This window comes from Bdellovibrio sp. HCB337 (assembly GCF_047302465.1).
Lineage (GTDB): Bacteria > Bdellovibrionota > Bdellovibrionia > Bdellovibrionales > Bdellovibrionaceae > JACMRP01.
Window position 1 is genome coordinate 3,400,651 of the sequence record NZ_CP178621.1, and the last position, 26,343, is coordinate 3,426,993.

28 protein-coding genes and 1 tRNA gene are annotated in these 26,343 nt (G+C 44.7%); 7 read left to right on the plus strand and 22 right to left on the minus strand.

The features are described 5' to 3' along the window. Positions 1 to 94: 94 nt before the first annotated feature. Positions 95 to 1,189, minus strand: a complete 1,095-nt coding sequence (gene rsgA / locus ACLWBB_RS16395; protein WP_413288639.1) for a ribosome small subunit-dependent GTPase A — start codon at positions 1,187 to 1,189, stop codon at positions 95 to 97. Positions 1,190 to 1,568: 379 nt separating this feature from the next. Between rsgA and ACLWBB_RS16400 the strand changes: the two genes are divergently transcribed. Beyond that, positions 1,569 to 2,081 carry a hypothetical protein gene (locus ACLWBB_RS16400; RefSeq protein ID WP_413288640.1) on the plus strand — a complete coding sequence of 171 codons (513 nt, stop codon included), beginning with the start codon at positions 1,569 to 1,571 and terminating at the stop codon, positions 2,079 to 2,081. Here the strand turns inward: ACLWBB_RS16400 and ACLWBB_RS16405 are convergent. The 4 genes from ACLWBB_RS16405 to ACLWBB_RS16420 all read right to left on the minus strand — a co-directional run bounded on the left by ACLWBB_RS16405 (position 2,078) and on the right by ACLWBB_RS16420 (position 7,994). Then, complete coding sequence (locus ACLWBB_RS16405) at positions 2,078 to 4,357, minus strand: adenylate/guanylate cyclase domain-containing protein (protein WP_413288641.1); 2,280 nt, start codon at positions 4,355 to 4,357, stop codon at positions 2,078 to 2,080. The two genes, ACLWBB_RS16400 and ACLWBB_RS16405, sit on opposite strands and share 4 nt — an antisense overlap. A 378-nt stretch (positions 4,358 to 4,735) precedes the next feature. Next, positions 4,736 to 7,129 (minus strand): helix-hairpin-helix domain-containing protein, encoded by a 2,394-nt coding sequence (locus ACLWBB_RS16410; RefSeq protein ID WP_413288642.1) that lies wholly within the window; start codon positions 7,127 to 7,129, stop codon positions 4,736 to 4,738. Positions 7,130 to 7,171: 42 nt separating this feature from the next. Then, entirely contained in the window at positions 7,172 to 7,390 is a 219-nt protein-coding gene (infA, locus tag ACLWBB_RS16415; protein WP_413288643.1) for a translation initiation factor IF-1, read from the minus strand. Between the two features lie 49 nt (positions 7,391 to 7,439). Then, positions 7,440 to 7,994, minus strand: coding sequence for a hypothetical protein (locus ACLWBB_RS16420; RefSeq protein WP_413288644.1), 555 nt, complete (start codon positions 7,992 to 7,994; stop codon positions 7,440 to 7,442). Positions 7,995 to 8,137: 143 nt separating this feature from the next. On the opposite strand from ACLWBB_RS16420, the gene lpxD reads away from it, so the two are divergent. Beyond that, positions 8,138 to 9,184 (plus strand): UDP-3-O-(3-hydroxymyristoyl)glucosamine N-acyltransferase, encoded by a 1,047-nt coding sequence (gene lpxD / locus ACLWBB_RS16425; RefSeq protein ID WP_413288645.1) that lies wholly within the window; start codon positions 8,138 to 8,140, stop codon positions 9,182 to 9,184. Positions 9,185 to 9,192: 8 nt separating this feature from the next. Continuing rightward, on the plus strand, positions 9,193 to 9,558 hold the full coding sequence (locus ACLWBB_RS16430) for a hypothetical protein (protein ID WP_413288646.1): 366 nt from the start codon (positions 9,193 to 9,195) through the stop codon (positions 9,556 to 9,558). Here ACLWBB_RS16430 and ACLWBB_RS16435 read toward each other — a convergent pair. From ACLWBB_RS16435 to ACLWBB_RS16455, 5 genes are all read right to left on the minus strand, one after another. Beyond that, a complete protein-coding gene (locus tag ACLWBB_RS16435) occupies positions 9,555 to 10,799 on the minus strand; it encodes a hypothetical protein (RefSeq protein WP_413288647.1) in 1,245 nt (414 codons plus the stop codon). The genes ACLWBB_RS16430 and ACLWBB_RS16435 overlap by 4 nt on opposite strands. Beyond that, positions 10,789 to 11,985 carry a hypothetical protein gene (locus ACLWBB_RS16440; protein ID WP_413288648.1) on the minus strand — a complete coding sequence of 399 codons (1,197 nt, stop codon included), beginning with the start codon at positions 11,983 to 11,985 and terminating at the stop codon, positions 10,789 to 10,791. The genes ACLWBB_RS16435 and ACLWBB_RS16440 overlap by 11 nt, the downstream gene beginning before the upstream one ends. Next, on the minus strand, positions 11,982 to 12,827 hold the full coding sequence (locus tag ACLWBB_RS16445) for a TIGR02147 family protein (RefSeq protein WP_413288649.1): 846 nt from the start codon (positions 12,825 to 12,827) through the stop codon (positions 11,982 to 11,984). Before ACLWBB_RS16445 ends, ACLWBB_RS16440 begins: the two co-directional genes overlap by 4 nt. A 154-nt stretch (positions 12,828 to 12,981) precedes the next feature. Continuing rightward, complete coding sequence (locus tag ACLWBB_RS16450) at positions 12,982 to 13,521, minus strand: hypothetical protein (protein WP_413288650.1); 540 nt, start codon at positions 13,519 to 13,521, stop codon at positions 12,982 to 12,984. Then, positions 13,518 to 14,078 carry a GNAT family N-acetyltransferase gene (locus ACLWBB_RS16455; RefSeq protein ID WP_413288651.1) on the minus strand — a complete coding sequence of 187 codons (561 nt, stop codon included), beginning with the start codon at positions 14,076 to 14,078 and terminating at the stop codon, positions 13,518 to 13,520. Before ACLWBB_RS16455 ends, ACLWBB_RS16450 begins: the two co-directional genes overlap by 4 nt. A gap of 163 nt (positions 14,079 to 14,241) precedes the next feature. On the opposite strand from ACLWBB_RS16455, the gene ACLWBB_RS16460 reads away from it, so the two are divergent. Continuing rightward, positions 14,242 to 15,333 (plus strand): polysaccharide deacetylase family protein, encoded by a 1,092-nt coding sequence (locus tag ACLWBB_RS16460; protein WP_413288652.1) that lies wholly within the window; start codon positions 14,242 to 14,244, stop codon positions 15,331 to 15,333. Here the strand turns inward: ACLWBB_RS16460 and ACLWBB_RS16465 are convergent. The 8 genes from ACLWBB_RS16465 to rpmB form a co-directional block, all read right to left on the minus strand. Further along, entirely contained in the window at positions 15,326 to 17,098 is a 1,773-nt protein-coding gene (locus tag ACLWBB_RS16465; protein ID WP_413288653.1) for a tetratricopeptide repeat protein, read from the minus strand. The two genes, ACLWBB_RS16460 and ACLWBB_RS16465, sit on opposite strands and share 8 nt — an antisense overlap. A gap of 209 nt (positions 17,099 to 17,307) precedes the next feature. Next, positions 17,308 to 18,432: a THUMP domain-containing class I SAM-dependent RNA methyltransferase gene (locus ACLWBB_RS16470; RefSeq protein ID WP_413288654.1), complete on the minus strand. Its 1,125-nt coding sequence runs from the start codon at positions 18,430 to 18,432 to the stop codon at positions 17,308 to 17,310. A 43-nt stretch (positions 18,433 to 18,475) separates the two neighbouring features. After that, positions 18,476 to 20,206 (minus strand): 4Fe-4S dicluster domain-containing protein, encoded by a 1,731-nt coding sequence (locus ACLWBB_RS16475; protein ID WP_413288655.1) that lies wholly within the window; start codon positions 20,204 to 20,206, stop codon positions 18,476 to 18,478. A 134-nt stretch (positions 20,207 to 20,340) separates the two neighbouring features. After that, complete coding sequence (locus ACLWBB_RS16480) at positions 20,341 to 20,610, minus strand: hypothetical protein (RefSeq protein ID WP_413288656.1); 270 nt, start codon at positions 20,608 to 20,610, stop codon at positions 20,341 to 20,343. A gap of 76 nt (positions 20,611 to 20,686) precedes the next feature. Further along, complete coding sequence (locus ACLWBB_RS16485) at positions 20,687 to 21,520, minus strand: carbon-nitrogen hydrolase family protein (protein WP_413288657.1); 834 nt, start codon at positions 21,518 to 21,520, stop codon at positions 20,687 to 20,689. Between the two features lie 73 nt (positions 21,521 to 21,593). Next, positions 21,594 to 21,938, minus strand: coding sequence for a hypothetical protein (locus tag ACLWBB_RS16490; RefSeq protein ID WP_413288658.1), 345 nt, complete (start codon positions 21,936 to 21,938; stop codon positions 21,594 to 21,596). A 7-nt stretch (positions 21,939 to 21,945) separates the two neighbouring features. After that, positions 21,946 to 22,209: a KOW motif-containing protein gene (locus tag ACLWBB_RS16495; protein ID WP_413288659.1), complete on the minus strand. Its 264-nt coding sequence runs from the start codon at positions 22,207 to 22,209 to the stop codon at positions 21,946 to 21,948. A gap of 14 nt (positions 22,210 to 22,223) precedes the next feature. Next, positions 22,224 to 22,514 carry a 50S ribosomal protein L28 gene (gene rpmB / locus ACLWBB_RS16500; RefSeq protein ID WP_413288660.1) on the minus strand — a complete coding sequence of 97 codons (291 nt, stop codon included), beginning with the start codon at positions 22,512 to 22,514 and terminating at the stop codon, positions 22,224 to 22,226. Positions 22,515 to 22,646: 132 nt separating this feature from the next. Here rpmB and rpsR point away from each other — a divergent pair, with 132 nt between their 5' ends. Then, positions 22,647 to 22,916, plus strand: a complete 270-nt coding sequence (gene rpsR, locus ACLWBB_RS16505) for a 30S ribosomal protein S18 (protein WP_413288661.1) — start codon at positions 22,647 to 22,649, stop codon at positions 22,914 to 22,916. 84 nt (positions 22,917 to 23,000) lie between these two features. Here the strand turns inward: rpsR and ACLWBB_RS16510 are convergent, their stop codons facing one another. After that, positions 23,001 to 23,381 (minus strand): hypothetical protein, encoded by a 381-nt coding sequence (locus ACLWBB_RS16510; RefSeq protein ID WP_413288662.1) that lies wholly within the window; start codon positions 23,379 to 23,381, stop codon positions 23,001 to 23,003. Between the two features lie 140 nt (positions 23,382 to 23,521). Between ACLWBB_RS16510 and ACLWBB_RS16515 the strand changes: the two genes are divergently transcribed. Further along, positions 23,522 to 23,719: a hypothetical protein gene (locus tag ACLWBB_RS16515; RefSeq protein ID WP_413288663.1), complete on the plus strand. Its 198-nt coding sequence runs from the start codon at positions 23,522 to 23,524 to the stop codon at positions 23,717 to 23,719. Here the strand turns inward: ACLWBB_RS16515 and ACLWBB_RS16520 are convergent. Next, a complete protein-coding gene (locus ACLWBB_RS16520; RefSeq protein WP_413288664.1) occupies positions 23,716 to 24,381 on the minus strand; it encodes a hypothetical protein in 666 nt (221 codons plus the stop codon). The two genes, ACLWBB_RS16515 and ACLWBB_RS16520, sit on opposite strands and share 4 nt — an antisense overlap. Before the next feature lie 106 nt (positions 24,382 to 24,487). Here ACLWBB_RS16520 and ACLWBB_RS16525 point away from each other — a divergent pair. Beyond that, positions 24,488 to 24,564: transfer RNA gene (locus ACLWBB_RS16525), tRNA-Pro, on the plus strand. 200 nt (positions 24,565 to 24,764) lie between these two features. On the opposite strand, the gene ACLWBB_RS16530 is transcribed toward ACLWBB_RS16525, so the two are convergent. Both ACLWBB_RS16530 and ACLWBB_RS16535 read right to left on the minus strand, forming a co-directional pair. Beyond that, on the minus strand, positions 24,765 to 25,559 hold the full coding sequence (locus ACLWBB_RS16530; RefSeq protein WP_413288665.1) for a hypothetical protein: 795 nt from the start codon (positions 25,557 to 25,559) through the stop codon (positions 24,765 to 24,767). A 14-nt stretch (positions 25,560 to 25,573) separates the two neighbouring features. Next, positions 25,574 to 26,305 carry a DUF4423 domain-containing protein gene (locus tag ACLWBB_RS16535; protein WP_413288666.1) on the minus strand — a complete coding sequence of 244 codons (732 nt, stop codon included), beginning with the start codon at positions 26,303 to 26,305 and terminating at the stop codon, positions 25,574 to 25,576. Positions 26,306 to 26,343: the final 38 nt, after the last annotated feature.

The window sequence follows — 26,343 nt, forward strand, 5'->3', positions numbered from 1 at the left end:
TTCTTTAAAAATAGCCAACAAAGCGGGCTCTGTCTAGCCCACTTTGTATTTTTATTTCTGATTTGGACCTGATTGGAAAGACCTCGACCATATGTCATCGCCGTTTCATTTTAATGTGTTCATACATCGTCTTTGTGCGTTTCTTCATTTTTTCCCTTTCAAGACGCAGCTTTACAGGATCTTCGTTGATCTCTTTACGCTGCAACTCGCGACGTAATTTTTGGTACCGTTTCCAGCGATCTTCATCCAAAATTCCAGACTCCAACGCGCCTAACACAGCACAGCCAGGCTCGGTCCGATGAGCACAATCCGCAAAACGACATTGAATCTCAAGCTCGACCAGATCCGAAAACTGAGCTTCCACTCCAGCATCTTGATCCATCATTGGAAGCGAGCGCATACCCGGTGTATCGATCACGATCGCTCCGTTCTCAAGGAAGAACAAATGACGAGCCGTCGTGGTGTGTTTTCCACGATCATCTCCCTTGCGAATTTCTTGAGTTTCTAAAACTTCTTTCTGCAAAAGATAGTTGGTCAATGTCGACTTCCCAACTCCGGAAGAGCCAACAAAAACAACGGACTTTCCAGGCTGGAAATATTTCTCCAGCACTTGCATGTTGATGCTCTCTTGCACGCTGACGGCATGAATATCGACGCCGACGATTTCCGAACTCAGTTCTTCCGCCAAGGCATCGATATTTTTCGCAAGCTCGGCCTTCGTGATCAAAATCACCGGAATTGCACCACTATCCCACACCAAACTCAAATACCGCTCTAACCGAGCAATATTGAAATCGATGTTGGCCGACGTCAGAATAAAGGCATAGTCGATATTGCTTGCCAAAATCTGTGCATCGTTACCACCGACAGCAGCCCGATACATGCACGACTTTCTTGCTAAAACTTTTTCAACAAGAGCAACGTTTTGAGTCTCTTCATATTTGCAGAGAACCCAGTCACCGACAGATGGCAACTCCATCCGTGAATGAGTCTGAAAACGATATCTTCCGGGCAATTCTGCCCAGACGTTTTGGCTATCACTAATTTGCACCCGCCAACGATCGCGTTCTTCTCCACTGACGCGGCCAAGAACCCACGAAGTCATGTCTGAATTTACTTCTAAAACCTGTTGTTCAAAATAATTATTCCATCCCCAACGGAGAAGGAAATCTTGATTCGTTAATTTCAAGGAATACCCCTAAGTTAAATTGAATAAATAAAACCTAAGGTCTTCTTTTGTATTTATATATGAGGCTAAATTTCAGAGTCTCTTAAAGACAAAAGAGGACCACTACTGAATTGATTTTTGTTACAATCATAAGTCCTCCTTATTGAGATGAGACACCGGCGTCTCACAGACAATATAGACAAATATTAGTCCCGTTGCAAGCCCCTTTCAGACCATCTCAATCTGAAACCCTCTTCTATAATAGATTTGAGCCTGACGTTGTTCTAGACGAATTCAAGAACCTAGACGACCTTGACCTCGCCGTCCCCGCAAATATCCGTTGAGAGTTCGGACCTGATTTTGCACTTCTTAAGTGTGTATCGTCGAACCGGGAGAACGTATGAATAGTCGACATTTGTATTTGGCACTCTTATGTACGACAACACTCGCCGCATGTTCACCACAAGGTACCACCTTCCACACTGGAGCCGGAACCACAACTCTGGGATCTACAGCAAATACCGACAACTCTGGCACTGAGAAAGAAAACACCGATTCTCCGCAACCAGAACCTGCAGAACCACCACCAGTGACCCTCGGAAGCTATCCTTGGATTATCGTCACCGGTTACCACTACTCTCACGACAGCAAAGTGGCCATTTTCAAGGGGATATCCTGGGATGAAAACTGGGATGATGATGAACCCCTTCCCGACGGAACGCCTTTTTTTTCGGGCTATGTGATACGCAAAGATGATAGAAGAACAAAATATCCTATAGAGATTGAAGACGCACGCAAAGGTCGTCTTTCATTCACAGTACCGGCATCTTGGGTGCATGAAGATATGCTTGTCGTTCTATCTGGTCCCGGGTACCAAAATGAAGATTTTAGAGTTTGTGATTTTGAGAATTAAAGAGATCTAAAATAATTTAGCAGTTTTTGTTTTTTATCTAGGGTTAGATTTGTAAATAGAATACCGTGACGATAACCATCTTCATCGGGAAAACTCCACCGAACTTCGCCGGATACCAATGTCAACCCCTCTTCTCGGCAGAAAGCTTCCAGTCGCCCATCTTGAGAATGAAAATTAAAACTTAATGTAGTTCCTTTGCCAAAATAAGAATTTAAACGCACGGAAATCCCAGAGGCTGAATAGTCAAGAACAACACCATTCCCGCGATCACTACGAATTTCAACATCTCTTTTTATCAGAACAAAACGCTCATCCGTACGCTTTAACTTTGCAACGTCTTGATATCGCGTAAGCGCTGTTTTCAATGTCTCGCGGTCATCCTGATAAGGATTGAATTCATAAGACTCTCCGAGCTCTACTTGATGTTTCACGGGAATTCTTTTTTGAACGAATTGGTATGTACTAGCACCACGTCCCTTAAGACGATCCCAAGTACCACCCCCACAAAGGATTTGGTAAACCTCACATGCGGCCTCTAGCCTTTTTGCATAGTTCACACTGCGACCGAATAGAGTCAAATCCACCTTACGTTTTCCACCGAGATCCCCGATATAGACTTCCCCCGTATTAATCCCGATACGTAGAGGAAAAAATGGAGAATCCCCTTTAGCATGAAGATTTCTTTCAACCGCTTCTCGCTGAATGCGAACGGCGCATTGAAGCGCCTGATCCGCATGCGTATCATCTTGCGGACTATTCTTGTCATACTGGTATCCAAACGAACAAAGAAGGCCGTCCCCCATCGAGCGATCTACAATCCCTCCGGACTCATGTACCAAATCGGCCATTCTACTTAAGACAACACGCAACTCTTTAAAAATCTGAGCAGGACTGCTTTCCTCAGCGGTCTCTGAAAAGCCTACGATATCAATGAACATCACCGTCAGAACTTGGCTTTTGGGCTCAAGCCAGCTTGCCAAATTATTTCTCAGCAAAGTCTTCAGCTTTTGAGGACCAATCATCCCTTCCAAGGAAAAATGCAGATCCCGAGACTTTTGATCGGCAACACGAGCCTTTTCATAAAAAATCAGAATGCTTGTAAAAAACAACCCCAATGCCGGAAACGCCCACGGCACCAACAGATTGTGAAATGAAAAAACATAAATTCCCAGGCCGATACAAATGGATTCCAAAAGAAACAACGTAACTAAAAATGGGACCGCTCCTAACAGCAATGCAATGGTTGCCCCGAGAACACAAGCAAACAACAAAAACAAAGGCTCTCCGCCGATGGGCTTAAGCCACTTCCCAGTCAATCCATTATTAAGAACCTCTGCCATGATAAAAGGCCCCGGCATCATGCCCGCCGGTGTGTTTTTAAATTTCGTAGCTCCTTGAACCATGTCTGCAAAAATCAGGACGATGTCATCTTTGCGAATTTCTTCTAGCTCTTGGCCGCTCCGTGCTTTCTTGAGTAAAGAAACCAGACTGTAGGTGCGCTTCCAATACTCCGCAGCCGGAGCCAGATTCACAAGAACCTTGCCTTGATCATTCGTTGGAATCACATGCGAATTAAAAACCAAGGACTGTTCACGCACCGCCAAACCAGGATCCAAATTCAATCCCCAAAATGGCAATGCCTGACTATCGCTCGAGCGAATGATCGGTTTAATGTAACCATCGTCTTCGTAGTTCGTATGCCCTATATGATCAAAAGAGTCCGAAATGCTCAAATCCGGTCCATAGAAATAACCTTGTGTAATTTTCAACCAAGGCAAAGAGTTCATATCAAAACTAAAACTTTGAACAGGCAATTCCGAGAACCCCAAAATTTGTTTCGGCACGAAGAATGCCGAAGCTGTTACGGGCGAAGCCGCATGAAGACTCTCATTAAGTAGCTGCGTTTGTTTGTGATCCTTACTCAAAGGCAGAGGAAAAGTTTTATCGATAAAGATAGCCTGAGGCTTTGCCTTGGCCAGTGATTGAAAGAGAGCAGTCCACTCCTCGATGGGAATAAACTCCAGGCCCATATCAGTCATCGTCTTGTGATCAACCGCATACATCTTGATTCGCGGGTCCAGTTTTGGATAAAGCCCCGCCCAATTACGAAGACGAAAATCTAAAGGGTGCACAACTTGATTGTAGATAAATTCAGATCCACCAAAAATATGCAGGCTTAAAAGAAGAAAATAGCAAAGCGCCGCCAACCCAATGGCTTTTCCAAATGGCATATTGGTGACTGAATACCAGCTTTGAAGCTCAGAGCGTTTTTTCAAGGTATAGCCTCATGACAATACTTTATTTTTTGGTTCATAAGGCAGGGACAGCAAGCTGATACCCGAAGACGTCGAGTCGGTGTTAGCAAGGAATGTGGTTCGACTACACCAGATGGTAAATACAGAGTGGGCCCTTTGGGCCAAGGTCATAACAAAAAGGCCAGAGTATAAGCTCTGGCCTTCAGTGATTTAATTCATAATCAGAAACTACTTTCTGATTCTACAATCGAAATCCGCAATTACTTGCGGAATCGGCAACTGAGATTCGCAACTACTTGCGGAATTTTGCCTTCGTCATTCTTTTCTTTTTAGAAAGTCTTTTAGCTTTGTGACGTGAACTTTTGTTTTTTGCTTTTGCTTTAGCCATGTTGTAGCCCCCTATTTTTTATCGTTGATATTCAATAATGCTGCAAACGGATTGTTAAATGGATTGCCCGCAGGTTTTCCACCACCACGTTGATCGCGATCGCCACCACGGTCTTGACGATGTCCCTGATCTCTACGAGGACCGCCACCATGTTGAGGTCTGCCGCCGCCTGGCCCACCCGCTCTTGGTCCGCCACCTTGTGCAGACTTCATATCGCGAGGAGCTTTGTGCTCTGGAGCATCGTCCAATTTCATCGTTAATGAAATCTGATTCTTCTCCATGTCCACTTTCAATACTTTCACTGTCACTTGGTCGCCTGGATTTACCACTTTACGAGGGTCTTCCACGAACTTGTTAGACAAAGCACTAATGTGTACCAAACCATCTTGATGAACACCGATATCTACGAAAGCACCGAAGTTCGTTACGTTCGTCACGATACCTGGGCAGATCATTTGCTCTTTAAGATCTTTCACTTCAAAGATGTCATCGCGGAATTGGAAAACTTTAAACGGATCACGAGGATCGCGTCCCGGTTTTTCAAGCTCTTTCACGATATCATCAAATGTAAAGTCACCAATCAAAGCCGCCCACTTAGTTCTCAAAGCTAACAACTTCTTCGCACCATCACCAACAACGTCAGGGATTGCACAACCAAGCTCTTGAACCATATCGCGAACCGCTGTGTAGCGCTCTGGATGAATACCTGTATTATCCAAAACAACTTTACCGCCGTGGATTCTCAAGAAACCCGCAGCTTGTTCGTATACTTTTGTAGAGAATTTAGGAACTTTCAAAAGCTCAGAACGCTCCGTGAAAAGACCTTTCGTTTTTCTGTGCTCAACGATGTTGTTCGCAAGAGCAGGTCCGATACCGGATACGAAAGACAATAAAGCTGTTGAAGCCGTATTCAAATCCACGCCCACGTTATTCACGCAAGACTCTACCACTGCTTCCAACGACTTCTTCAAAGAAGGTTGGTTCACATCATGCTGGTACTGACCAACACCGATAGATTTTGGATCGATTTTCACAAGTTCCGCCAAAGGATCTTGCAAACGACGCGCGATAGAGATCGCACCTTTCACAGTAATATCCAAATCAGGGAATTCCTGACGAGCAACATCTGAAGCCGAATAAACGCTGGCACCAGATTCATTCACCATCACCACTGGGATGTTGGATTTCAAGTCTTTCAGAATTTTTCTCAAGAAGACTTCAGTCTCGCGACCGGCAGTTCCGTTACCGACAGCAATCGCCTCGATTTGGATTTGCTTTAAAACTTCTTTAAACAGAACTTTTGCTTTTTCTTCAGCGTTATCGCCCAAAGTGTAAAGAACCGTGTGAGAAATAAAGTTACCGCCTTTATCGATCAACGCAACTTTACAACCCGTTCTCAAACCAGGGTCGACACCCAAGATACATTTTGGTCCGTACGGAGATGCTAACAAAAGCTTACGCACATTCTCTGCGAAAACCTTGATGGCCTCTTCGTCGCCTTTTTCCTTCAACATGCGATGAACTTCGTTCACCACAGAAGGAACCACGTAAACATTCAAAGCCAAACGCGCACATTGAGCCAAATAGTCGCCAATCGCATTGTCCGGGTTTTTTGTCGCATAAGATGTGAATGTTCTGAGCAAATCTTCTTCATCACCCTTCACATCGACAGAAAGCTCTTCCTCCTGCCAACCACGTCTCATTGCCATATAACGATGAGAACTCTTGGTTTCAAGAAGGCTTTTCACAGGCTCTTCGAACTCTTTGTACATTTCGAACTTAGAGTGCGGTTTGTAGCCCTTCGCCGCTTTTGCAATCACGCGGCCTTTTTCCATATAGTTTTTGTTCACGATGCTACGAAGATCGGCATCATTGGCGATTTTATCAACAATGATATCTTGAGCGCCTTTAAGCGCTTCTTCGTAAGTCACGATTTTCGCGGTTGGATTGAGGAAGTTCTTCGCCTTCATCTCCATGGTTTCTGAGTCTTTCAAAAGACCGTGACCCATGTCCCAAATCCAATTTGCCAAAGGTTCCAAACCTGCTTCGCGCGCGATGGTTGCTTTGGTTTTTTTCTTTTTCTTGAACGGCTTGTAGATCTCTTCAAGTTCTCCAAGATCCCAAGAAAGATCGATACGCTTTTTGACTTCGGCAGTAAGATTGTTTTGTTCGCCGATTTCTTTAATCAAGAAGGCTTTACGCTTCACGATCTCATTGTAAGTCTCATGACCTTCAAGAACCGCACGGATTTGAACCTCATCAAGGTTCCCCGTTTTTTCTTTACGGTAACGAGCGATGAACGGAACAGTTCCACCTTCAGCGGCTAGTTCAATAACGGCTGCTGCTGATTTTGCCGGAACTGTTGGGATAATACGAGATAAGTAACTCTGAAGAGCTTGATCCATAATACCTCTATTTTGATGAACGAATAGGAGAGATCAAATGATTTATTTATGACGATACATGATAAGGCCATGGGTCGGATCATACGGAGAAACACCCACAGTTACACGGTCACCCACGACAACACGAATGTTGAATCGACGCATTTTACCGCACAACTTTGCAGAGATCTCTACAGTGTTGTCCAATTGAACCTTGTAGATGCCCCCAGCGAGAGCATCTATAACCTTACCATCTAATTGAGCTAAATCTTCTTTTGCCATGTCCCTCAATATGTAGGTGAGTTTTGGAAGCTAAGCAATAAAATTTTCACTACGAGGACTTATAGTTACTGATGAGCATCTTGATTCCTTGCTCAAACAGCACTTCTAAGCGGTCATTTTCGTTCGACAAAATATACCCCCAACCCAAAACCTTGTGTTGGATTGGTTTATTGGCATCGAACTGAGCAGACATGTTATAAACCTGAGGCTTATCAGATTTATATTTCTGGTAAAGATCTGCCCAACGACCCGCTTCCTCACCCGGATTCACCTTTTCAGCTTTTGATTTTTTCTCAGCTTTCGGTGCTTTCTCGGCCTTCGGAGCTTTTTCAGCTTTAGGAGGCTTTTCTGCTTTCGGAGCTTTTTCCTCTTTAACCGGAGCGGCTTTTGCCGGAACCGGAGGTGGAGGTGGAGCTTTCTCAGCTTTCGGAGCTACTGCTTTCACCGGTTTTGCTGCTGGAGCTGGAGCCGCTTTTTTGGTGGCCGCAGGTTTCGCCGCAGCCGCCTTAGGCGCTGCCTTCGCAGGTTTCGCCGCTTTCGCAGCAGGTTTTGCAGCCACTTTAGCTTTTGCTGTGGTTTCTTTTTTTGCAGCTTTTTTCGCCATCGACAATGTCCTCCCCTTATGACAAGAAGATCTAGGAATGGTCAAAATCCCTTAACATATGGAGACTTATACTATCACCCGTCGTCTTGACATCAAAAAAATAATAGGATTCTCTTGTGCAAGGCATCACCAAAGAGGTGTTTATGATTACCGCAGCAAAAATCCATGAAATTCCAGGCGACGTTCTTCACTATGTGCAAGGTCCCTTGGGAGCAAAGGTCCAAAAGGTTCTTCCCCCAGATCTTGCCAACCCCGAAGCTCTTGTTTTCGTCAGCAAGCAAGATCAATTAGAGCAAGCCCTTAAACAAAACGCCTCGATCGTAGTGGCTCATAAAAGTCTCAAAATACCCGAGAAGTCTCACGCCTGCTTCTTTACTACTCCACACATCCCGTTGGCTATGGCGACGATCGGAAGCCTCTTCGACAAAAAGATCCAGCGCTTCCAGCAAGACGAACACATTCATCCAAAAAGTTGTGTTCATCCAACCGCTCAACTTGGTAAAAACGTTGTTGTGGGACCTTGCGCCGTTATTGGTGCTGAGGTCAAAATCGGCGACAACTGTTTGATTGGGGCCAATGTGGTAATCGAAAGCCACGCGCATATCGGTCATAACACCATTATCCACCCACAAGTTCTCGTGGGCGCTTACTGCGAGGTCGGAGCATTCTGCGAGATCCAACCGCATGCCACGATCGGCTCGGATGGTTTTGGTTTTGTCCCGCTCAAAGAATCGCATCCAGTGAAAATCCCCCAAATCGGAAAAGTCGTTATTGAAGATCATGTCGAAATCGGTGCGAACTGTACGATTGATCGCGCAGCCCTCACCGAGACTCGCATTCGTGCGGGAACTAAAATCGACAACCTCTGCCATATCGCGCACAACTGTGAAATCGGTGAAAACTCTCTGATTGCAGCGGGCTTCATGGTGGCAGGCTCTAGTAAGATCGGCAGAAACTTTATGGTGGGCGGCAACACGGTCGTCGCTGATCATATCGAAATCACCGACAACGTGATGCTAGCGGGTCTTTCCGGCGTCACGAATGACATCACCGAGCCAGGGCCCTATGGCGGTTACCCATTGCAACCGCTCAAAGAATCTCTTAAAAATTTGGCAAACACAGTTCATCTCACTAAAATGCGCAAACAACTCAGCCGCATCATGAAACACTTGAATCTCTCTGAGGAATAGGAGCTCTCATGTCTTACGAATTTTATAAAATTCTGCACATCACTGGTTTAATCTTGCTGTTCTTCGGCCTCAGCTCAGCGCTTACTTTGAAAATGGCTGGCGCTACCTTCACAGGCTCTGTCAAGAAAATGGCATTCCTCACTCATGGTGTGGGACTTTTGTTTTTGTTAGTCTCTGGCTTTGGCTTGTTGGCAAAACTCGGCATCATGGCTGAAATGCCTGGCTGGGCATGGACCAAGCTTGGAGTTTGGCTTGTCATGGGTGGCGCGATCGCTCTAGCAAAAAGAAAAGGCCAGCTGGGCTGGCCTATCATGGTTCTTTTTGTCGGCCTCGGCATTTTCGCCGCATGGCTTGCAATCTCTAAACCGTTTTAGTCGGCAGGGATGTATTTCAAGTTGAAAAGCTTCAACTCGGATTTCTTTTTGGAATCAACATCCATACGAACGGCGTAACCAAGCTCCGAAGGATACAACGAGAAAATAAAGCCTTGGCCAAGTTCTACTTGAGTATTATTGGCCACTTTTTCATTCTCTTCAGACAAGAAATCACTAAAACGGTAACGCGCAAAACGGCGTTCTTTCTGAGTCGCATTCACGTCATTAAAGAAATACTGAATAGGCTCAGTGCTATCCACAAAAGACCAAGAATCCTTTGCCAAATCCAAGTTTGAACTCAGGATATAATAAACCTCATGAGCCTGAGTTTGCGGAATGTAAACTCGCTCTTTAATTTGCGAGTTCTCGGCATAGATCACACGAATCTTATTTCCACTTTGAATGATCACGTGAGGATCATTGAACTTCGAAAGCTTCATGACTCGGTCACCAGAACTATATGGGTAGCTCGCCAGCTGTGTACGCGCGACGATATCAAGCAACACGATCTGACTTTGAGTGCGAACCAAAATCTGATTGGGCTGTTGCGGGAGGGGCGCCAACCATTTGATATCGCCAAGGCCGGTGATGAACGGATCCAGGTTGCCCCAGCTCTTGTCATCCATGCACTTTTCAAGGTCGTTCACAACAACGATAGACCCATTATTCAGGCCCAAAATCAATTTGCCATCGGCATTCAAGTCACCCGCAGAGATCGTTGAAAAACCTGCGACGCTCGCGCCACCAACCCACTTGTTTAAAACGGTGCCGGTGTTTCCAAGCTTCATCATTCCTACAGACATCAAATCGTCATAGATCACCACAAGACCCTTGCTCGGTAAGAACGCAGCAGATCTTGGCGTGCCTTGAAACTTGATCGGAGAGTGCTGAGCCTGATCGAACTTATCAAAGATGGTCAGTTCTTTCAGAGACAAATCGATAATGTAGTTTCCGTTATTCCCATAAAGAACAAAGTGGTCGTCTTGGGGATTACGAACTCCGAACGAGCGAATGTGCTTCATATTCGTCACATCAAAGTGATGAATACGACGAACCGTTTTATCAAATAAAACCAAACTCTGAGACTCCCCTTCATCTGGGGTGTTCAAAGAAGCAACGCTCTTGGTGGGATTACCGATATTGTAATTGTCTTCACTGTCGTGACTTAAGCCAGGACCACAGGCCACAAGGCCGCTTGTGAAGATCAAACATAACGTTAAAGAGATATTTTTAAAATCCATAGCTAGCTCCCAAAGCAAAAGTTGTTCCAGCTTTCTTGTATTCGAGGGTCACCTGATTATCGATATTGAAGGAATAAGGCATACTTGAGTACCCGAAACCGGCATACGCCCACATCCCCGACTTGAAGGGAATGAAATAGTTACAGCTTAGTGTATAACCAATCGACGCTGCATCCGCAGTAGTTCCAATGTTTGGATCGTTAATTTCATACTTCGCTTTCATGACATCCACAGTGCCCGAAAAGACGAAATGCGACTGCCCCGCAAACGTCAGTGGATTGCTAAACGGAAGCCAACGATAAGCGCCGCCCACACTCAAGATGTCTTGGGTCTCGCGGGCTTCGATGGTGCTCATCAGTGCCTTATCTCCTGCAAAATGTGAATACTGTGCAAGGACTCCAAGCTCGTGCGTAAATTGATAACGGAATCCCAACTGAGCTCCAGAGGTGTTTTCAACGTCGTAGGGCGTGGTTGTATCGTTGGGTCTTGTAATACTCGCAAAAGACAAGCTTAACCAATTTTGCTTATAACTTTTAGAGCGTTTCTCGGCCGTGCGATATTTCGTAAAGACGCTGTATTCATGCGCGTTCATCACGATTGTTGCCGCCATGGCATTGATAAACTTTCTACCGCCGTCAGCACCTTTGAAAGGTCCAATACTGCGTTCGTCACTCAGAGTAACACCCTGATAAGACGTCAGATGGAAAAGCTCATGCCCAATCAAGAACAATCGTTCATCACTATCCATCTCCAAAAAACGTTTTTGATTCAGCGTCATCGACATTTCTTTTGGATTTGTGACGGCGTCTGCACCACGAAGCGAGTGAGTTTCTTGAACTTCAATATTCTGATGAGTCCAAGAGAAGCTTACCTGGTCCTTGGTGTTCAAAATGCGTTCAATTTCTGAAGCTCTTTCCTCGACGTATTGAGCGCAGAAACGCACTTGTTCTTCGTTCAATTGTTTCAGCATATCGCAAATAGGACGACCTTCGAAAGTCTCGGTACAAACACAAAGTTTGCGGCCCTCGACATCTTTATCGCGGTTAATAAAGTACAAACTCTCCTGCACTTGCCCCAAGGTCATTTGCAATTCGATATCGCCGGCGTTGCCGCCGTTACCCACGAAGGTAGATGCTAATGTTTGCTGTGTTAATAGTACTGTTAGAGTCAAAATGATGAATCTCATTCGACTTTCCCTCCTGTCGGGCTCAAATTGACAATTAGCTGATAAAGACGATCCCCGGTTTCCTGATTGTGAGCTGCAAACTCCTGCAGCTTTTCCGAAAAGTCCTGGATGATTTCCATAAGTTCACTATAGCTTTTTTCATTCAACGGAATGATCAATGTATTAGCCATTCTCTCATTAGGCGGGAACAAATCAATCGCCGCCTTTGCAACGCCCAAAGCCCCTTTGTGGAATTGCCGGATTTTTTTACTAGGCACTTTAGGATCCGCTACAGCCAGATTTGCCTCAACAACGATCTTCCCGTCAAGCGTACGGCGCAAATGCCCTTCGCGCAGCAAAAACTCGATGGCCTTTTCAAGACGTTTCGGATGCGCGTACGAGGCTAAATAACGATGGACCAAGTTTGGATCATTCTGCACTTTTGGCAGCTGAAAACAGTCTTTGACGTAAACATTAATCCAGTCATTCAGGATATGAGTGCCGACGTCTTTTTTATGATGACGGGCGTGAGTGTCGGGCTTCGCTGGCAGAACGTCTTCATGTCCTGTGTGTTTCTCGAGCCTCGCGATCCAGTTTCTAAAATAGATTTTCTCTTGAACATTGAGCTGGATCAATTTTGAAAGCTCATCAACACGGTCTAAGGTGATTTTTCTTTTTCTAGAAAGAATCAGAGACACCAGGGCCGGAGACACCTTTCGCAAGGTCACAGCGACCGCATGGACCGAGAAACTCTTCTCGGTCTTCTTGCGGTACTCAATCATCAATTTCAAAAAATCCACCGGATCTTCAAAATCGCTAATAACGGGTCTAAGGAGAGGGGCTTGCATTTTCAAAGTTTCCATAAGTTAAAATCAAAACTAAGATAATTATCGTCTAATTTCAATAACTTATGAATTTATTTATTTTACTTTGTAAAAATATTTAAAACCCCAATCAAATCCCCTACTTGGGTTTTTACAAAGTTTCAACGGAGCTGGCCTTAGATTCAGACCCGAACTAAGGAATGCGCTGATAAGGCAGGGTCTCAAAGGCATGATGGCGGGTATTTGGGGTTTTGCCATCCTGCACACCCTCTGCAGTTCCTAAAAGCAGTTGCTCGGAACTTCCCGCTTTTGCTGAAAGCTGATAGCGGGTGTAAGTCTTCTCCCCTAAACGCGGAGCTTGAAACTCATCACACTCAAGACCCGTAACGACTCTCTTTTGCTTCGTCTTCCAATTCGTGAAGCCGCAATAATTCACCATGTTCAAAGCCCGAGTGACCTCGTCACTTAAAGATTGATAGGAAACTTCACGGACTTCCAAATCCACGTCATTGCCATGTATGTCTGCGGCTGACTGAACTTCGTAAATCAAATAAGGAGTCTGACATGTTTCTTCTTCATAAGCTGTGAAGGTTTGAATCCACGAACCGGAGTGCACTTGCACCTGCGCTTGAAGAGCATCGTCCCCGACTAAATAGCAAGAGCGCACAAAACTCCCCTCCAAAACCGGAGAGGCAAAAACCACCTGGCTCAAGAGCAGAATCCAACTCATCATTTCTTAGATCTCCCTTTGAAATCTTCCGTAGTCCCCGCATAGACCAACATGTCTTTCCACTTCCCACGCACTTGCAGGCGGCGAGAACTCAGCCCCTCTTTACGCAGGCCTAATTTCTTAGCCACTTTGATAGAAACCTTGTTATGAGGCTCAATAGCCGCTTCGATACGATGAAGTTTCAAATCTTTAAAAGCGATGTCAATCACAGCACGGCAAGCTTCAGTCGCGTATCCCTGTCCCCAAAAGTGACTAAAAATACGATAACCCAAATAGGCATTCTGAAAAATCCCGCGGGAAATATCCATCAACCGAACTTCTCCTAAAAGCACGCCATCATTTCGATCAAAAACTCCATAGACATAAAACTTCTCGAGAGCTCGCCAAGATTTTTCGGTTTTTAAGAGTGCTTTAAATTTAGCAAGAGTCAGTTCGGAATCCTTCCAAGGCCCTTCGTCCCACTCGTTCTGAGGAGACGCCAGCATGGAATAGGTCTGTCGCCAGTTTTCATAATCCGACAGCTCAAGAGGTCGCAATATCAGTCTTTTAGTTTTACGCATGCCCTAGCTAAGCACTGTTTTTCAAGCTTGTCTAAAGTTTTGACGACCGGCCAAAGCTTCATTCCCTCTATATTTGACCTGAAATGCTCGCAAAAAATTCTTGTAAGTCCTATTTCAAAAAACAGATTCGGCCAGTAATATCTCACTCATAACCGGAGAGAGCATGATTGCTTCAATGACAAAATCCTTGATTACACTAAGCCTTCTTTCAACTCTCACAATGGCGTGCACACGCCCGTCTGCACGCCAGGTTCGCAATGACGTTGCAAAGTCAGTTCAAGCTAACACTGATGCGAAAACTCTTTCGGACTGGGAAAATTCTGACGACAACAACGAAGTGGTTTTTAAACGCTGGAAAGAAGCCGAAGCTGATCCTGAAGAAGTTTGCAAAGGCTTACTCGACAAAGACGCAAAAGATCTTGTTCTTTTCGAGGAAGAGATCAAATCCAAAGACTATGAAACCCTGATTGCTCCTTGCAAAAAAGAACTGCTTCAAAAGATGGAAGACTACTGGAGCAAAGAGAAAAAAAAGATGCAAGAGATCCAGTCTTCGTTCACGTTTCCAGATAACGTGCAAACTCGCGATGTGTCTCGTGGTTACAAGACGATTTCAGGCGATATTGCCAACAAAGAAATTATTCTTACCTTTGACGACGGTCCACACCCAGTACACACGGACAAAATTTTGAAAGCGTTGGCAGACGTAAATGCAAAGGCCATCTTCTTTACGATGGGAAAGAACTCAAAAGCTTATCCTAGCATTCTTCGTCGAGTTGCCGATGGTGGCCATGCTATTGGAACCCACTCCGTCGACCATAAATGTTTACCAGCGAAAAAAAGATGTGCTAGCAACAATGGTCGCATGTTGACCTACAGCGAAGCCGTCGCCGAAATCCGTGGCGGTCACCAAGCTGTGAAAGACATCTTAGGTTGGGTCGATCCATTCTTTCGCTTTCCGTACGGAGAGTCTTCCCCTGAGCTTTCAGAGTATCTCAAAGAACACTCTGTCGGAGAGTTTTACTGGTCTGTCGACTCAGAAGATTGGAAGAACCGCACGCCAGCTGAAATGTTGAAACGAACGATGGATCAAATTGAAGCTAAAGGGCGCGGCCATGTTCTGTTTCACGATATTCAAAGAAGGACCGCAGAAGCTCTGCCCTTATTGCTAAAACAATTGTATTACAAAGGCTATTCCATCGTGCTGATCCAGTCGGCAAACCCTAAAGATCGTTACAATAGCAAACTGGTTAATTAGACGGTGCCCAGCGCCGTCTGTTCTTAGGTTTACTCTGCTTGGAAATCTCAATGGCCTGCTGAAGCTCTTGAGCTGCCAGGTCCATTCTGCCCTGACGGGCAAACACGACCGCTAAAGATTTTCGCGGTTCTTCATAATACGGGTCCGCTTTGATGGCGCGCTGAAGGGCCTCTGTCGCTTCTGCTAAAAGCCCCATCTCAAGATAGATGGCCCCCAAATTATTCAGCGCCTCGGGCATTCCTGGATCGATTTCCAATACGTGCTTCAATACCCCTACGGCTTCGTCCTTTTTCCCCAGCCTGTACAGGGCTGCTGCCATATTCACTGGTGCTGCCACATTGGTGGTATCAAGCTCCATCACCTTTTGATAGCTCTGCACTGCCAAGTCCGAACGATTTTCTTTTTCTGCAATCACACCCAGATTGTAATAGGCCCCTGAATGCGACGGATTCAGCTCGAGCGCTTTTGCGATCTCGGTCTTCGCCGCTTCGAGCGCATTTGCTTGCATATACAAAACAGCCAAGTTCACGCGAGGTTCCGCATACTTCGGATTTAACTCAACAGCCTTCGTTAAAATAGTCTGAGCTTCCTGTGTACGATCCTGAGCCACAAGCTCCAGCCCAAGATTGTTATGAGCAACGCTGCTCTTAGGATAGTTGTTTAAAACATTCTGCCACAAAGTTTCGCTGCTTTTCCATGTCAGTGCTTGCGCAAAGCTCAGATAAGAAAACGACAAACACAAACCGGCAAGCAAGCCTCCGCAAACCGCTCGTACGAACTTGTATTTTAGTTTCATTGCCTCTGAAACCAAAATACCGAAAACAGCGAACAAGCCGATACTTGGGAAATACATAAAGCGATCTGCAAAGGCAAAGTTATTGCCAAAAGGAACAATCTGCAAAACTGGAAACAGAGTTCCCAAAAAGATCAATAACGAAACGGCCATGAGTTTTCTTTGCGAAGAAATATATTTGAACATCAAAACTAGGGCTGCAGTCCAAGTCCCTAACATCGCGTATTCAAACCAGGACAAGGTCACCACATTTCTTTCGTAGAAGACCCCTAATTTGAAGGGCAGAATTGTTTTTGTGAGATAGAAAGCTAAAGAGTCCACTCCACGCCCCAAAGCTGCGAGCAAATCAAAACCCGCAGTCGCATTGGCGCCTGATGGCTTATGCAATCCGATATGGATCATCGCAAACCCGATCATCAAGGCAACATAGGGCAATAGCTTCAAGGCCGTTTTCTTTTTCTCTTCCCCTTGATACCAAGCTAGCAACAGAGTCACCGCTGGCAACGACACCGCCATGAACTTGGATCCTAGGGCCAGCAAAAAGCAAAGAAGACTTAAACCGTAAACCCACCAGCTTCGTCCATTCTTTTGCACCGACAAAAGATAGAATAGCAAAGACAACAACGAAAACAGTGTCGACAGCATGTCCTTGCGTTGTGAGACCCACATCACAGATTCTACATGCAGCGGATGAAGACCAAACAACAGCGCTGTCACTCCTGGAATCACCAAGCCACCATGAGTTAACATCCGTAGTAAAACAAAAACCAAAATGACGTTGGCTAAATGCAAAAGCAGATTATCAAGGTGAAAATAGAAAGGGTCCAAACCAAAAAGTTTGTTCTCAAGTGCAAAGCTTGCAGTCACGACCGGCATGTAATCGTCCGCGACCGTTGAAGTCAGCACCTTTTTAAGATCAAAATGGCGCACTAACGGATTGTCGTAACAAAGATAAGGATCATCAAAGGACACAAAGCCACTTTTCAGCGCACCCAAGAACGGCTGTGCACTAAAAAGCAGAATAAAAAAGGCGATGATGAAACTCCACCATCGCCTTTGTACTAATGTTATTTCTTGTGCTCTTGCTCGTACCACACCTTAAGTTTATTGAAGATCTGGTAGTGAGCAACGCTATTTCAGGTCCTAAGCTTTTCCCAAGACCTAGTTCTAGATCCTAGGATCTAGAACATCGAGTACTTCAACCAACGGCATTCGATATTACCGTTGAACACGAAGTGCTTACGAGTCGATTTCAACTTCAAATCGCCGATAAGTTCTTTGTTACCAGATAGAATCCAGCAATCCCAACCTTTGAAGCGATGTTTGAGCGTATAACCGAGGTCACGGTAAACGTCGCGAAGGTTGTCCTCATCCCCGATACGAGTTCCGTACGGAGGATTCACGATCGCTAAACCTTTTTCCACTGGTGGAGCCACTGTTGCTACAGGTTCACGACGGAGTTCAATAACATGGTCGACACCGGCACGCTTCGCATTTTCTTTAGCGACAACGATGATACGACGATCGATATCATAGCCATAAAACTGAAATGGAAGCTCGTCCAACTCTTGATCCATAGCCTCTTGAACCAACTTGTCCCAAACGGCTTCGTCATAGTTCAACCAACGTTGAAAACCGAACCCTTTACGGTGAATGCCAGGAGCAATATTCAAAGCCATCATTGCAGCTTCAACAAGGAAAGTTCCTGAACCCACCATGAAATCAACAAGAGGACTCTTACGGTCCCACTCTGAAAGAAGCAACAAACCTGCTGCCAAATTTTCCTTGAGCGGAGCTTCGCCCACTTCTTTACGGTAACCGCGCATGAACAAGCTGTCGCCAGAAAGATCGACCGCTACCATGAATTGATTTTTCATAGCACGTACGTGAATACGCAAATCTGGATTGGTGTTATCAACGTCAGGACGAACGCCAAACTTCTCGCGGAACTGGTCAGCAACCGCGTCTTTAATTTTCATCGCTACGAAACGCTGATCGCGCATCATAGATTCTTTGATAGTAGCATCAATACAGAAAGTTTGATTCGGCTTAATGTATTTAGTGAAATCGTGATTAAGAATCTGATTGTAAAGTTCTTCAGGCTGGTAAGCCGTGAACTCTAAAACCGGCTTCAAGATACGGCTTGCAGTACGGGAATACAGATTGGCTTTATAAGCCCCTTCCCAATTCGCTTCGAAAAAAACGCCGCCGGCTGTTCTTTCGAGGACCTTCAAACCTAAATCTTGGATTTCTTTTTCGAGGACCTCAACGAGGCCTTTTGGGGTGGATGCAAAAAACTCTGGCATGTGAACGCTCCTGTCTAAGAAACGTTCACATCATCCGTAGTGATTACGTTTCTCTGTATTGAGGGCCGCCGCCTCCCTCGGGCGCGGTCCATTCGATGTTTTCGAACGGGCACTTAATATCACAAGTCTTACAGTGAATACAATTTGTATAGTTTACCTGAAGCTCAAATTGCCCCTGGTGCTTTTGAGAAGGCAACATCTCATAAACACTCGCAGGACAGAAATGATTACATGGTGATTTATACTGAGGCTCACAGACTGTGCGGCAGATATCTCCATCACCAATCAATAAATGGTTTGGTGAATCTTCGTCGTGCATAGTTCCCGTCAAATAAACACTCGAAAGCTTATCGTAGAACAACTCACCATCCGGCTTCGGAAGTTTGTTTTCTTGTGCATTCAAGCCTTCAGGGCCCCAGATCTCTACCACTTTATGAGTCGTTTTAGAGTCCTTGTGAGCTGGCATATTGTCTGTCAAGCCACGGCCGCCGCTGATCTCTTGAAGAGCGATCAAAGGCAAAGACTCGAAGAAACCCTTGCTCAAAGTTTGGTGGAAATTACGAACTCTATAGAGCTCTTTCTTAACATAGCTATCCTGAATTTTTTGTTCAAAGGAAGCCGTCACAGCGCTTGAGAAATCATTTTTAAGGATACCATCCAAAGCTGTTTCTGCAGCAGCCATACCTGACTTCATCGCCAAGTGGATACCCTTTAGCTTTTGAACGTCGACCATGCTGGCAGAGTCTCCGCATACCATCCAGCCATCACCGTGAAGTTTTGGCATAGAATACCAGCCACCGGCAGGCAAAGTCTTACCGCCATAAGCGATCACTTTTCCACCTTTAAGCATCTTCTGCATAAACGGATGTGTTTTCAATTTCTGCAATTCACGATGTGGATCTAAAAGAGGATCCTGAGTATCTAAGTAAGCCACGAGTCCCACGATGATTCTGTCACCAGGAAGAGTATAAATGAAAGTTCCACCGATAGACTTATGCAATGGGAATCCCATTGTGTGGATCACTTGTCCTGGCTCTACAGTGCCGGCAGGCATCTGAATGATTTCCTTCACGCCCTCTTCAAAAACCTCTTCGTTTTTGCCAGCGCGAAGATCTAACTTTTTAGAAACTTTTTGGAACAAAGAACCACGCGTACCTTCAGCGAAGATCACGCACTTAGATTTCAAAATCAAACCAGGCTCGAAGTTGGCTTTAGGATTGCCATTCTTGTCACGGCCTTTATCGCCCGTGCGAACACCGACGATTTTATTACCTTCATACAAAGCTTCCACAGCAGCAAAGCCCGGGAAGATATTGATCCCTTTAGCTTCACACTTTTCAGCCATCCAGCGATTGAACTTCGACAAAGAAATAATGTGGTGACCGATATTGTGGAATGGCGGAGGAGTAATCGGTAATTTGAAAGAATAATCATCACCCAAATAGTAAACGGCGTCTTTTGTGACTTCCGCATCCAAAGGCGCGCCTTGAGCTTTAAAGTCCGGCATCAATTCTTCAAGAGCTTTGGTGTTTAGAACCGCACCTGAAAAACTGTGAGCTCCGATCTCAGCACCTTTTTCAAGAACAACGATCATCTGCTCAGGAATCGGAGCGCCTGGCTTCTTACCAGAGGCAACCTCTTCATTGTGTTTTTCAATTTGATTTGCCAAATGCAAGGCACAGGACAAACCGGCCGAGCCACCACCCACGATAAGAACATCTACGTCCATTGTTTCGCGAGTCACACCCTCAGGGAGTTGATCATTGATCGCCATACTTCATCTCCAATAATGTCAGTTCATATTTAATGAAGCTATCTCATAAATCCAAAGCCAAGGCGTGAGGAGGAAGCTGTACGCCCTGTACTGCGACGACGAACAACGCAGGATTTGGGTTTATGAGATAGCTTCTAGTCGTCGGCCGAATGATCGGTGCCCTCTACCTGAGGCGCCATTTTGCGAGTGGGAGCTGTGAGTTGAGGTTGAACCGCGAGGTCACCTTCATCACGTCCGCCTTGATAGGCACGGCGACGTGCTTTTTGTACTACTTCGGACTCTTTGGATTCATCAAACACAGAGCCTGCAATCACTTCTTCAGCGGAAGCCACCGAAGACAACACAAAACTCAAAGCGATCAATAAACCTGCAAGCCCGGCTCCAAACTTACGTTGTGGGGTCATTAGAATCCTCCATAATCCTCGGCTAACTCGCCCATTTGAAAACATATTGAGAAAAAAGTCACCAGGGAATTCCGTCTTATTTTACTGTTACCCGCCGGTGCTGCGCCATAGGAATCTGCGTACGCATTTGCTCTATTTTAGCCTTGGAAAGTGAACAGACAGAAGTCTGTTTTTCCGTTCCATCAAGGCGCACGGCCATCTGCCCCCAAGGCTCTACGACCATCGAGTTTCCATAGGTACTTCTTTGTCCCGTGCTGTGAGTACTGGTATGAAGTCCCGCCTGGGCACTAGCTACTACATAACACTGACTCTCAATAGCGCGTGCTCGTAAAAGCACTTCCCAATGAGCTTCCCCGGTTTTCACCAAAAACGCCGCGGGAACTAGAATAACGTCCACATGTTCTTTGGCGTATTGAGAATACAACTCAGCAAAACGCAAATCGTAGCAAATCGACTGAGCGATTTTCCAACCATCAAGCTCAAAAATCCCAGGCCCTTCGCCATGGCGAAAAACATCAGATTCCCGAATTGGCTTCTGCCCTGACAGTTGAATGTCAAAGAGGTGAATTTTTTGATAACTCGTTTCAATATGGCCTTCGTCAGAAATGATAACGGACGAGTTATAAAGAAAATCCCCCATCTGCAATGGTACAGAGCCCAAGTGAAAGTAGGCTTTTCGTTTGCGCGCCAAAACAGCGAGGTCTGCAAAAACTTTGTCGGTCAGGTTAAATGGAGGAACCGCTTCGCCTTCATTCACGCGCAAATAAAGACAGTTTTCAGGAAAGCAGTACAAGCGAACACCGGCATTTTCGGGAACTTCCGCCAGCAAACTTTCTATCTGTTTAAGATTAGCGTTAACACTATCAACAGAGGTCATCTGACATAATGCCACTTTTAATTCTTGAGACATGGGTACCCCCAAAACAAAGATGTCTTTGTAGTTTAGGGAATTCCTCAAGGGATTGAAATGGATTTTCTAGGTTTTATTCTGAAAGATTGGAAACAACGGCTTCTTTAATGTCCCGGCATTTCCAAACACTGCCTTCGAGCGTCTTACGAATTCCATCTAGAATGGACTCGCAACCATTGTCGCGCATTGAGGAACCAACAACCTGGTCCACACCTTGTTTGGTGTAAATAGCACGGCATCCGCCCTCTTTGATTTTATCAGTTCTAAGGGTACGAACAGACTTATCGTTCTTACAAATAATTGTCGCTGCCGTCGAGAATGAGCTCGCAAAGCTCAGACAAAAGAAAAGCACAAAGGCTCTGATGACAGAGCCTTTGCGTGAGAAAGCGAAAGAAAGAAACTGGTCTTGTTTCAACACTTCTGAATTAAGCAGTTTTAGATTTTGCTGCTTTTTTAGAGGTTTTCTTCTCTTTAGTAGGAGCATCCAAAAGCTTTACATTGGAATAATCAATGAAGCCTTCTTTTTTCAACAAACCATCTTTTTTGTCGTAGTGAGTTTGTACTTTAACGCCTTGAACTTGAATTTTCATAGCTTTAGCGTTCACAGACAATACAGTGCCTTTTTTGCCTTTATCTTGGCCGGCGATAACTTGTACTGTAGCACCTTTTTTAATTTTCAATTTAATCACGGTCTGCTCCCTTATTACTTCTTATTAGAGCCAATTTTCTTTTTGATTCTGAGTTTTACAGCCAAAGCACGTTTAGAGAGAGCTTTGTCATCTTGATTCAAGATAAAGTTATCAAAACCGCCCATATGCTCCATGTCACGGATAGCACTAGTAGCGATTTGCAATCTTACCATTTGATTCAAAGTACGGCTAAATATGCGTTTCTTTTGAACATTTGGAAGTGCGGTAGATTTAGTTTTAATGTTGGAGTGGCTCACCAAGTTCTTAACAACAGGGCCTTTTCCAGTAATTTCGCATCTGCTCATGTTAAAGCTCCTTCTCAAGCTCTATATATACACCGGTCAAAACAAGAATCATTCGTATATGAAAAAAGACACTTGTTGGCAACTGATTTTTGTCGTATATACATCGGCTCACTAACGAAGAGGACTAAATACATGAAAAAAGCTACAAGAAGCAAATACAGACAGGAATTCTCAGGCGACCATCTTTTTGATTATAAAGATCCGTCTTCTTTAACTCGTTTTGTTAGCGATGGTGGCAAAATTACGCCTTCTAGAATCTCTAAATTGAGCGTAGCTCAACAAAAGCAAGTTGCTGCTGCTGTTAAAAAGGCTCGTAGCCTGGCTCTTCTTCCTAACGGAATGCCTGCTTACGATACTTTCGGTAGAACTGAAGCTATCTCTCCTGTTCCTTTCGAGATCTAATTAGTTTTTAAAAAAACTTCGTTAGATAATAAAAAAGCCAAGGCAAACACCTTGGCTTTTTGTATTTTTCACAGGGTTCCATCCCTACTTTCGTCTTATATAGTTCCAAAGGGTCAAAGCTATCATGAGCATATAGCTATGATTGGCGTATTTATGAAGATCGGGCCCCGGAATTCCTAGGAACGACAAGTCATTAAAAGTAGTATCCCAGTTTAAAAGGCGCAACCCTAATATAGGTAGAGCGAAAAACACCCAAAACTGCATAAGTCCGACGTAAAAACTTTTACGTGCAAGACCGAATCTCTTCCACTCATAGCCTCCCAACACCATGGGCAACAGCACAAATAAAGTTCCGGCCTGAACCGATGCAATTTTCACATCACTATTGAGTTTAAAAATAAAGACGACTGCGAGGATGACGACGGCTTGAATGGCCAAGTAGGCCAAGAATCTTTTTTGTCTCATATCTCAGACTGTATTCTTAAGATTAATACAAAACAAGGCTCTGCGCCCCTCAACTTGAATTAAACGTGGTTTAAGGTGCTCAAAACCTGGGCACGATTTTGCAATAACCCCCTTCAACAACAATAACGAATGGGGGACCCATGTGTCAGATTCAAAACAACCTAAAAAAAGATCTTAAAAAATTCGGCCTCAATCCAGAGGAATGGACGGTACGAAAACTCAAAGAAAAAACCTATAAGGTGATGCACATCAAGGACCATCAATTTTATTTTCACGGTCAGACTAAGCAAGTGGGAGTTCTTCCCGAGTGGTCACAGCTGCGCTTGTTCTCTCTCTAACGATAGTTCTCACAACGAACCGAAAACAGACTGCGCGCCCAAATATCTTTTTCTTCCATGGTTAACATTGCTTTGGGCGGCTCTTGTCCTACTTGCGAACTTCCCAGAGAGCCCGCTCGCAGCTCTCCTGGGAGCTCTTGAAATATGCTCGCCCGCAGCCCATTCCAAGCTTCGTCTCCGAGCCCCTGAGAATAAACATCTTTAATTAGGCAAAAGAGTCCAAGTTCAGACTCCTGCAGCCACCCAAACCGGGCCATTCCCGGTTCCGGCGCGCGACTTCCCCAAGCCATCTTTGCCAAAAGGATCACTCCATCTGTGAAACCCTTGCGAACTTCGGGAATATTGATCAAATCGCCTCTACAGTCTGACGAATAACCTTTAATTTCTCGAGCCGCCTTGCGAAGAATACCAAAGTATTCCAAGCAAGAACCCGAACTATTCCCTAGCTGGCAAGCCTCTTGAGCCCTAGCAATTATCGGAGGGTAGTTGTTTTTATTGATCACTGTTGAAAAGAGCTGCCCCTTCATGGACTCTTTCAGGTTGTCGGCCTGAACTTGGCAAACTGTATGAGGTGGGTCGTTGAACATGAAAAAAATCAGAACAGCGAGGATCACAAGAATCGCAAGAACAGGTTTCGGCAGGGACTTAAAGAAATTTTCCATGCTTTAAAGCTTAATGCCTTCCCGGAAAAGCTTCAAATATCATATTGCGTTATGGTCTGGGGAAATTGACAAAATGGCTTAAAACTAACTATTCTCCCACCTCTGTCGGGGAGTAGCGCAGTCTGGTAGCGCATCTGGTTTGGGACCAGAGGGTCGCAGGTTCGAATCCTGTCTCCCCGACCATTTTTCTGTCCAGCCTTTGGCTGGGAAAAATGGTTGTCTACACTTCTGCTTCACAGAAGTAGCTCCTAAAGCTTAAAAATCAAAGGTTCTCTTACTTAACTGCCGATAGATTCAAAAAGTTTTAAAAATTTTAAAAGTGTTGTTAGACCCAATCGCTATGGCGCCGGGGCCCCTCGCTCGCTACGCTCACTCATTTTACGTTATGGATAGTGACCTGAGCAGGTTTTTGTTCCGCCATTTTTTAAAACTAACTCTTTGAACTTGATGTATCTTTTTTTGGTTTCTGGTTCATCTAAGTGTGACTCGAAAAAATACTCGAGCTGACTCAGAACCGTTTTGCCTTGTGTGCAACGGTTTAAATCCCACTCTGCCTGAATTAGAAGTTCTAGACCACGAAGGCACAAAGACATCACACTGTTTCCGCCCAGGTCATAGAAATTTTGTAGGCGGATTCTTTGCAAATCTGTCGTAGTGACTCGTTCAAGTTCTTCATATCGGCAATTCAAGAACGATCTCGCAATCTCAATATTGCGCTTTCTTCCTCCGCCCGTTTTATTCACGAATGAAGACGACAAAATGTAGTTCTGATCATTGTATCCTGCGATCGGCAACATCTCATGAAGTACTAATTGTGCTTTCTGATTCTTCGACAATCTTGCCCACGAACTTTGAGAAATTTCGATCCGTGGCTTCTCTAAGCCCGGAAAATTAATAGCATCTTTAGGTACGCCATCTAGAGATAGCTCTGGCACAGACTTCAAATCAACAATCATTCTTTTTTGCTTTACCGATTGAAGGACAGATTTTTCGTATTCAGAAAGAAGCGTTTCTGAGAGCTCAACGACAAGCTCATCAAAAACAGAGAGAAATTCCGCACAAACGCCATCCCCTCCATTAGTTTCGATCCCAGCTTTGCTTGGTAGCGAGCTAAACTGTAAAATCAACCAAGACAAAACCACCAAGTACTTTACCGACATTTTTGTTACTGCCTTCACAAAACCTCTTTATTCTATTCCGCAGAAAGAATGGGATATACGGCCGTGCTGACGTTATAAACAGCATCACGAACTCTTCTCTTCTCTGACAACCGATTTATTTTCATTCTCGCATTCTGAAGAATGCGCTTCACCTGTGGAAGGTCCTTTTTATTAAACGCCAAAGTCAGAGTTGCATTGTCACGGTCCTCAAAAGAAACTTTCTCAATCGCATCTGCTGCTCTATGCAAAAACTCTTTTTGCATAGACTTCCTTTTGACCGAAGTAAAAGGCAACGGCACCGTAGACTTATTTTTAAACACCACTTCAAGATCAGGTCCTTTTTCAACAAGGGCACCCGCATTTTTTAGGTCGTCCACCAAGCACAGATATTCTTCCTCATTTATCTCAAACATACGGCAGAATTTCTCTCGGATTTGCTCAGAGGTTAATGTATTCAAACGAAGCGCAGTCAAAAGATAAATATGCTTTGAGTGAAAGAGGTTTTCAAAAACCTTCTCTTCAAAAGCATTTTGCAACAACGACGTCCTCTTGGCACGCGAAGTTTCTACAGATACGGAGGAGATTTTTAAAGTTCTCAAAATTTTCTGACAAGTCGTAGAGCTTGGAAACCGTTCCTCACGCATAATCCGGGAAACACTTGTCGGATCCATTCCAAGAGATTTTGCAAACGATCGCAAAGAGTATCTTTTGTTTTTGGTTTTCCGTTTTTCAAATTCCGACTTGATAATAACAGCAATGCTCATGTGCGGAATAAAGCATAATTCTATTCTGAGATCTAATG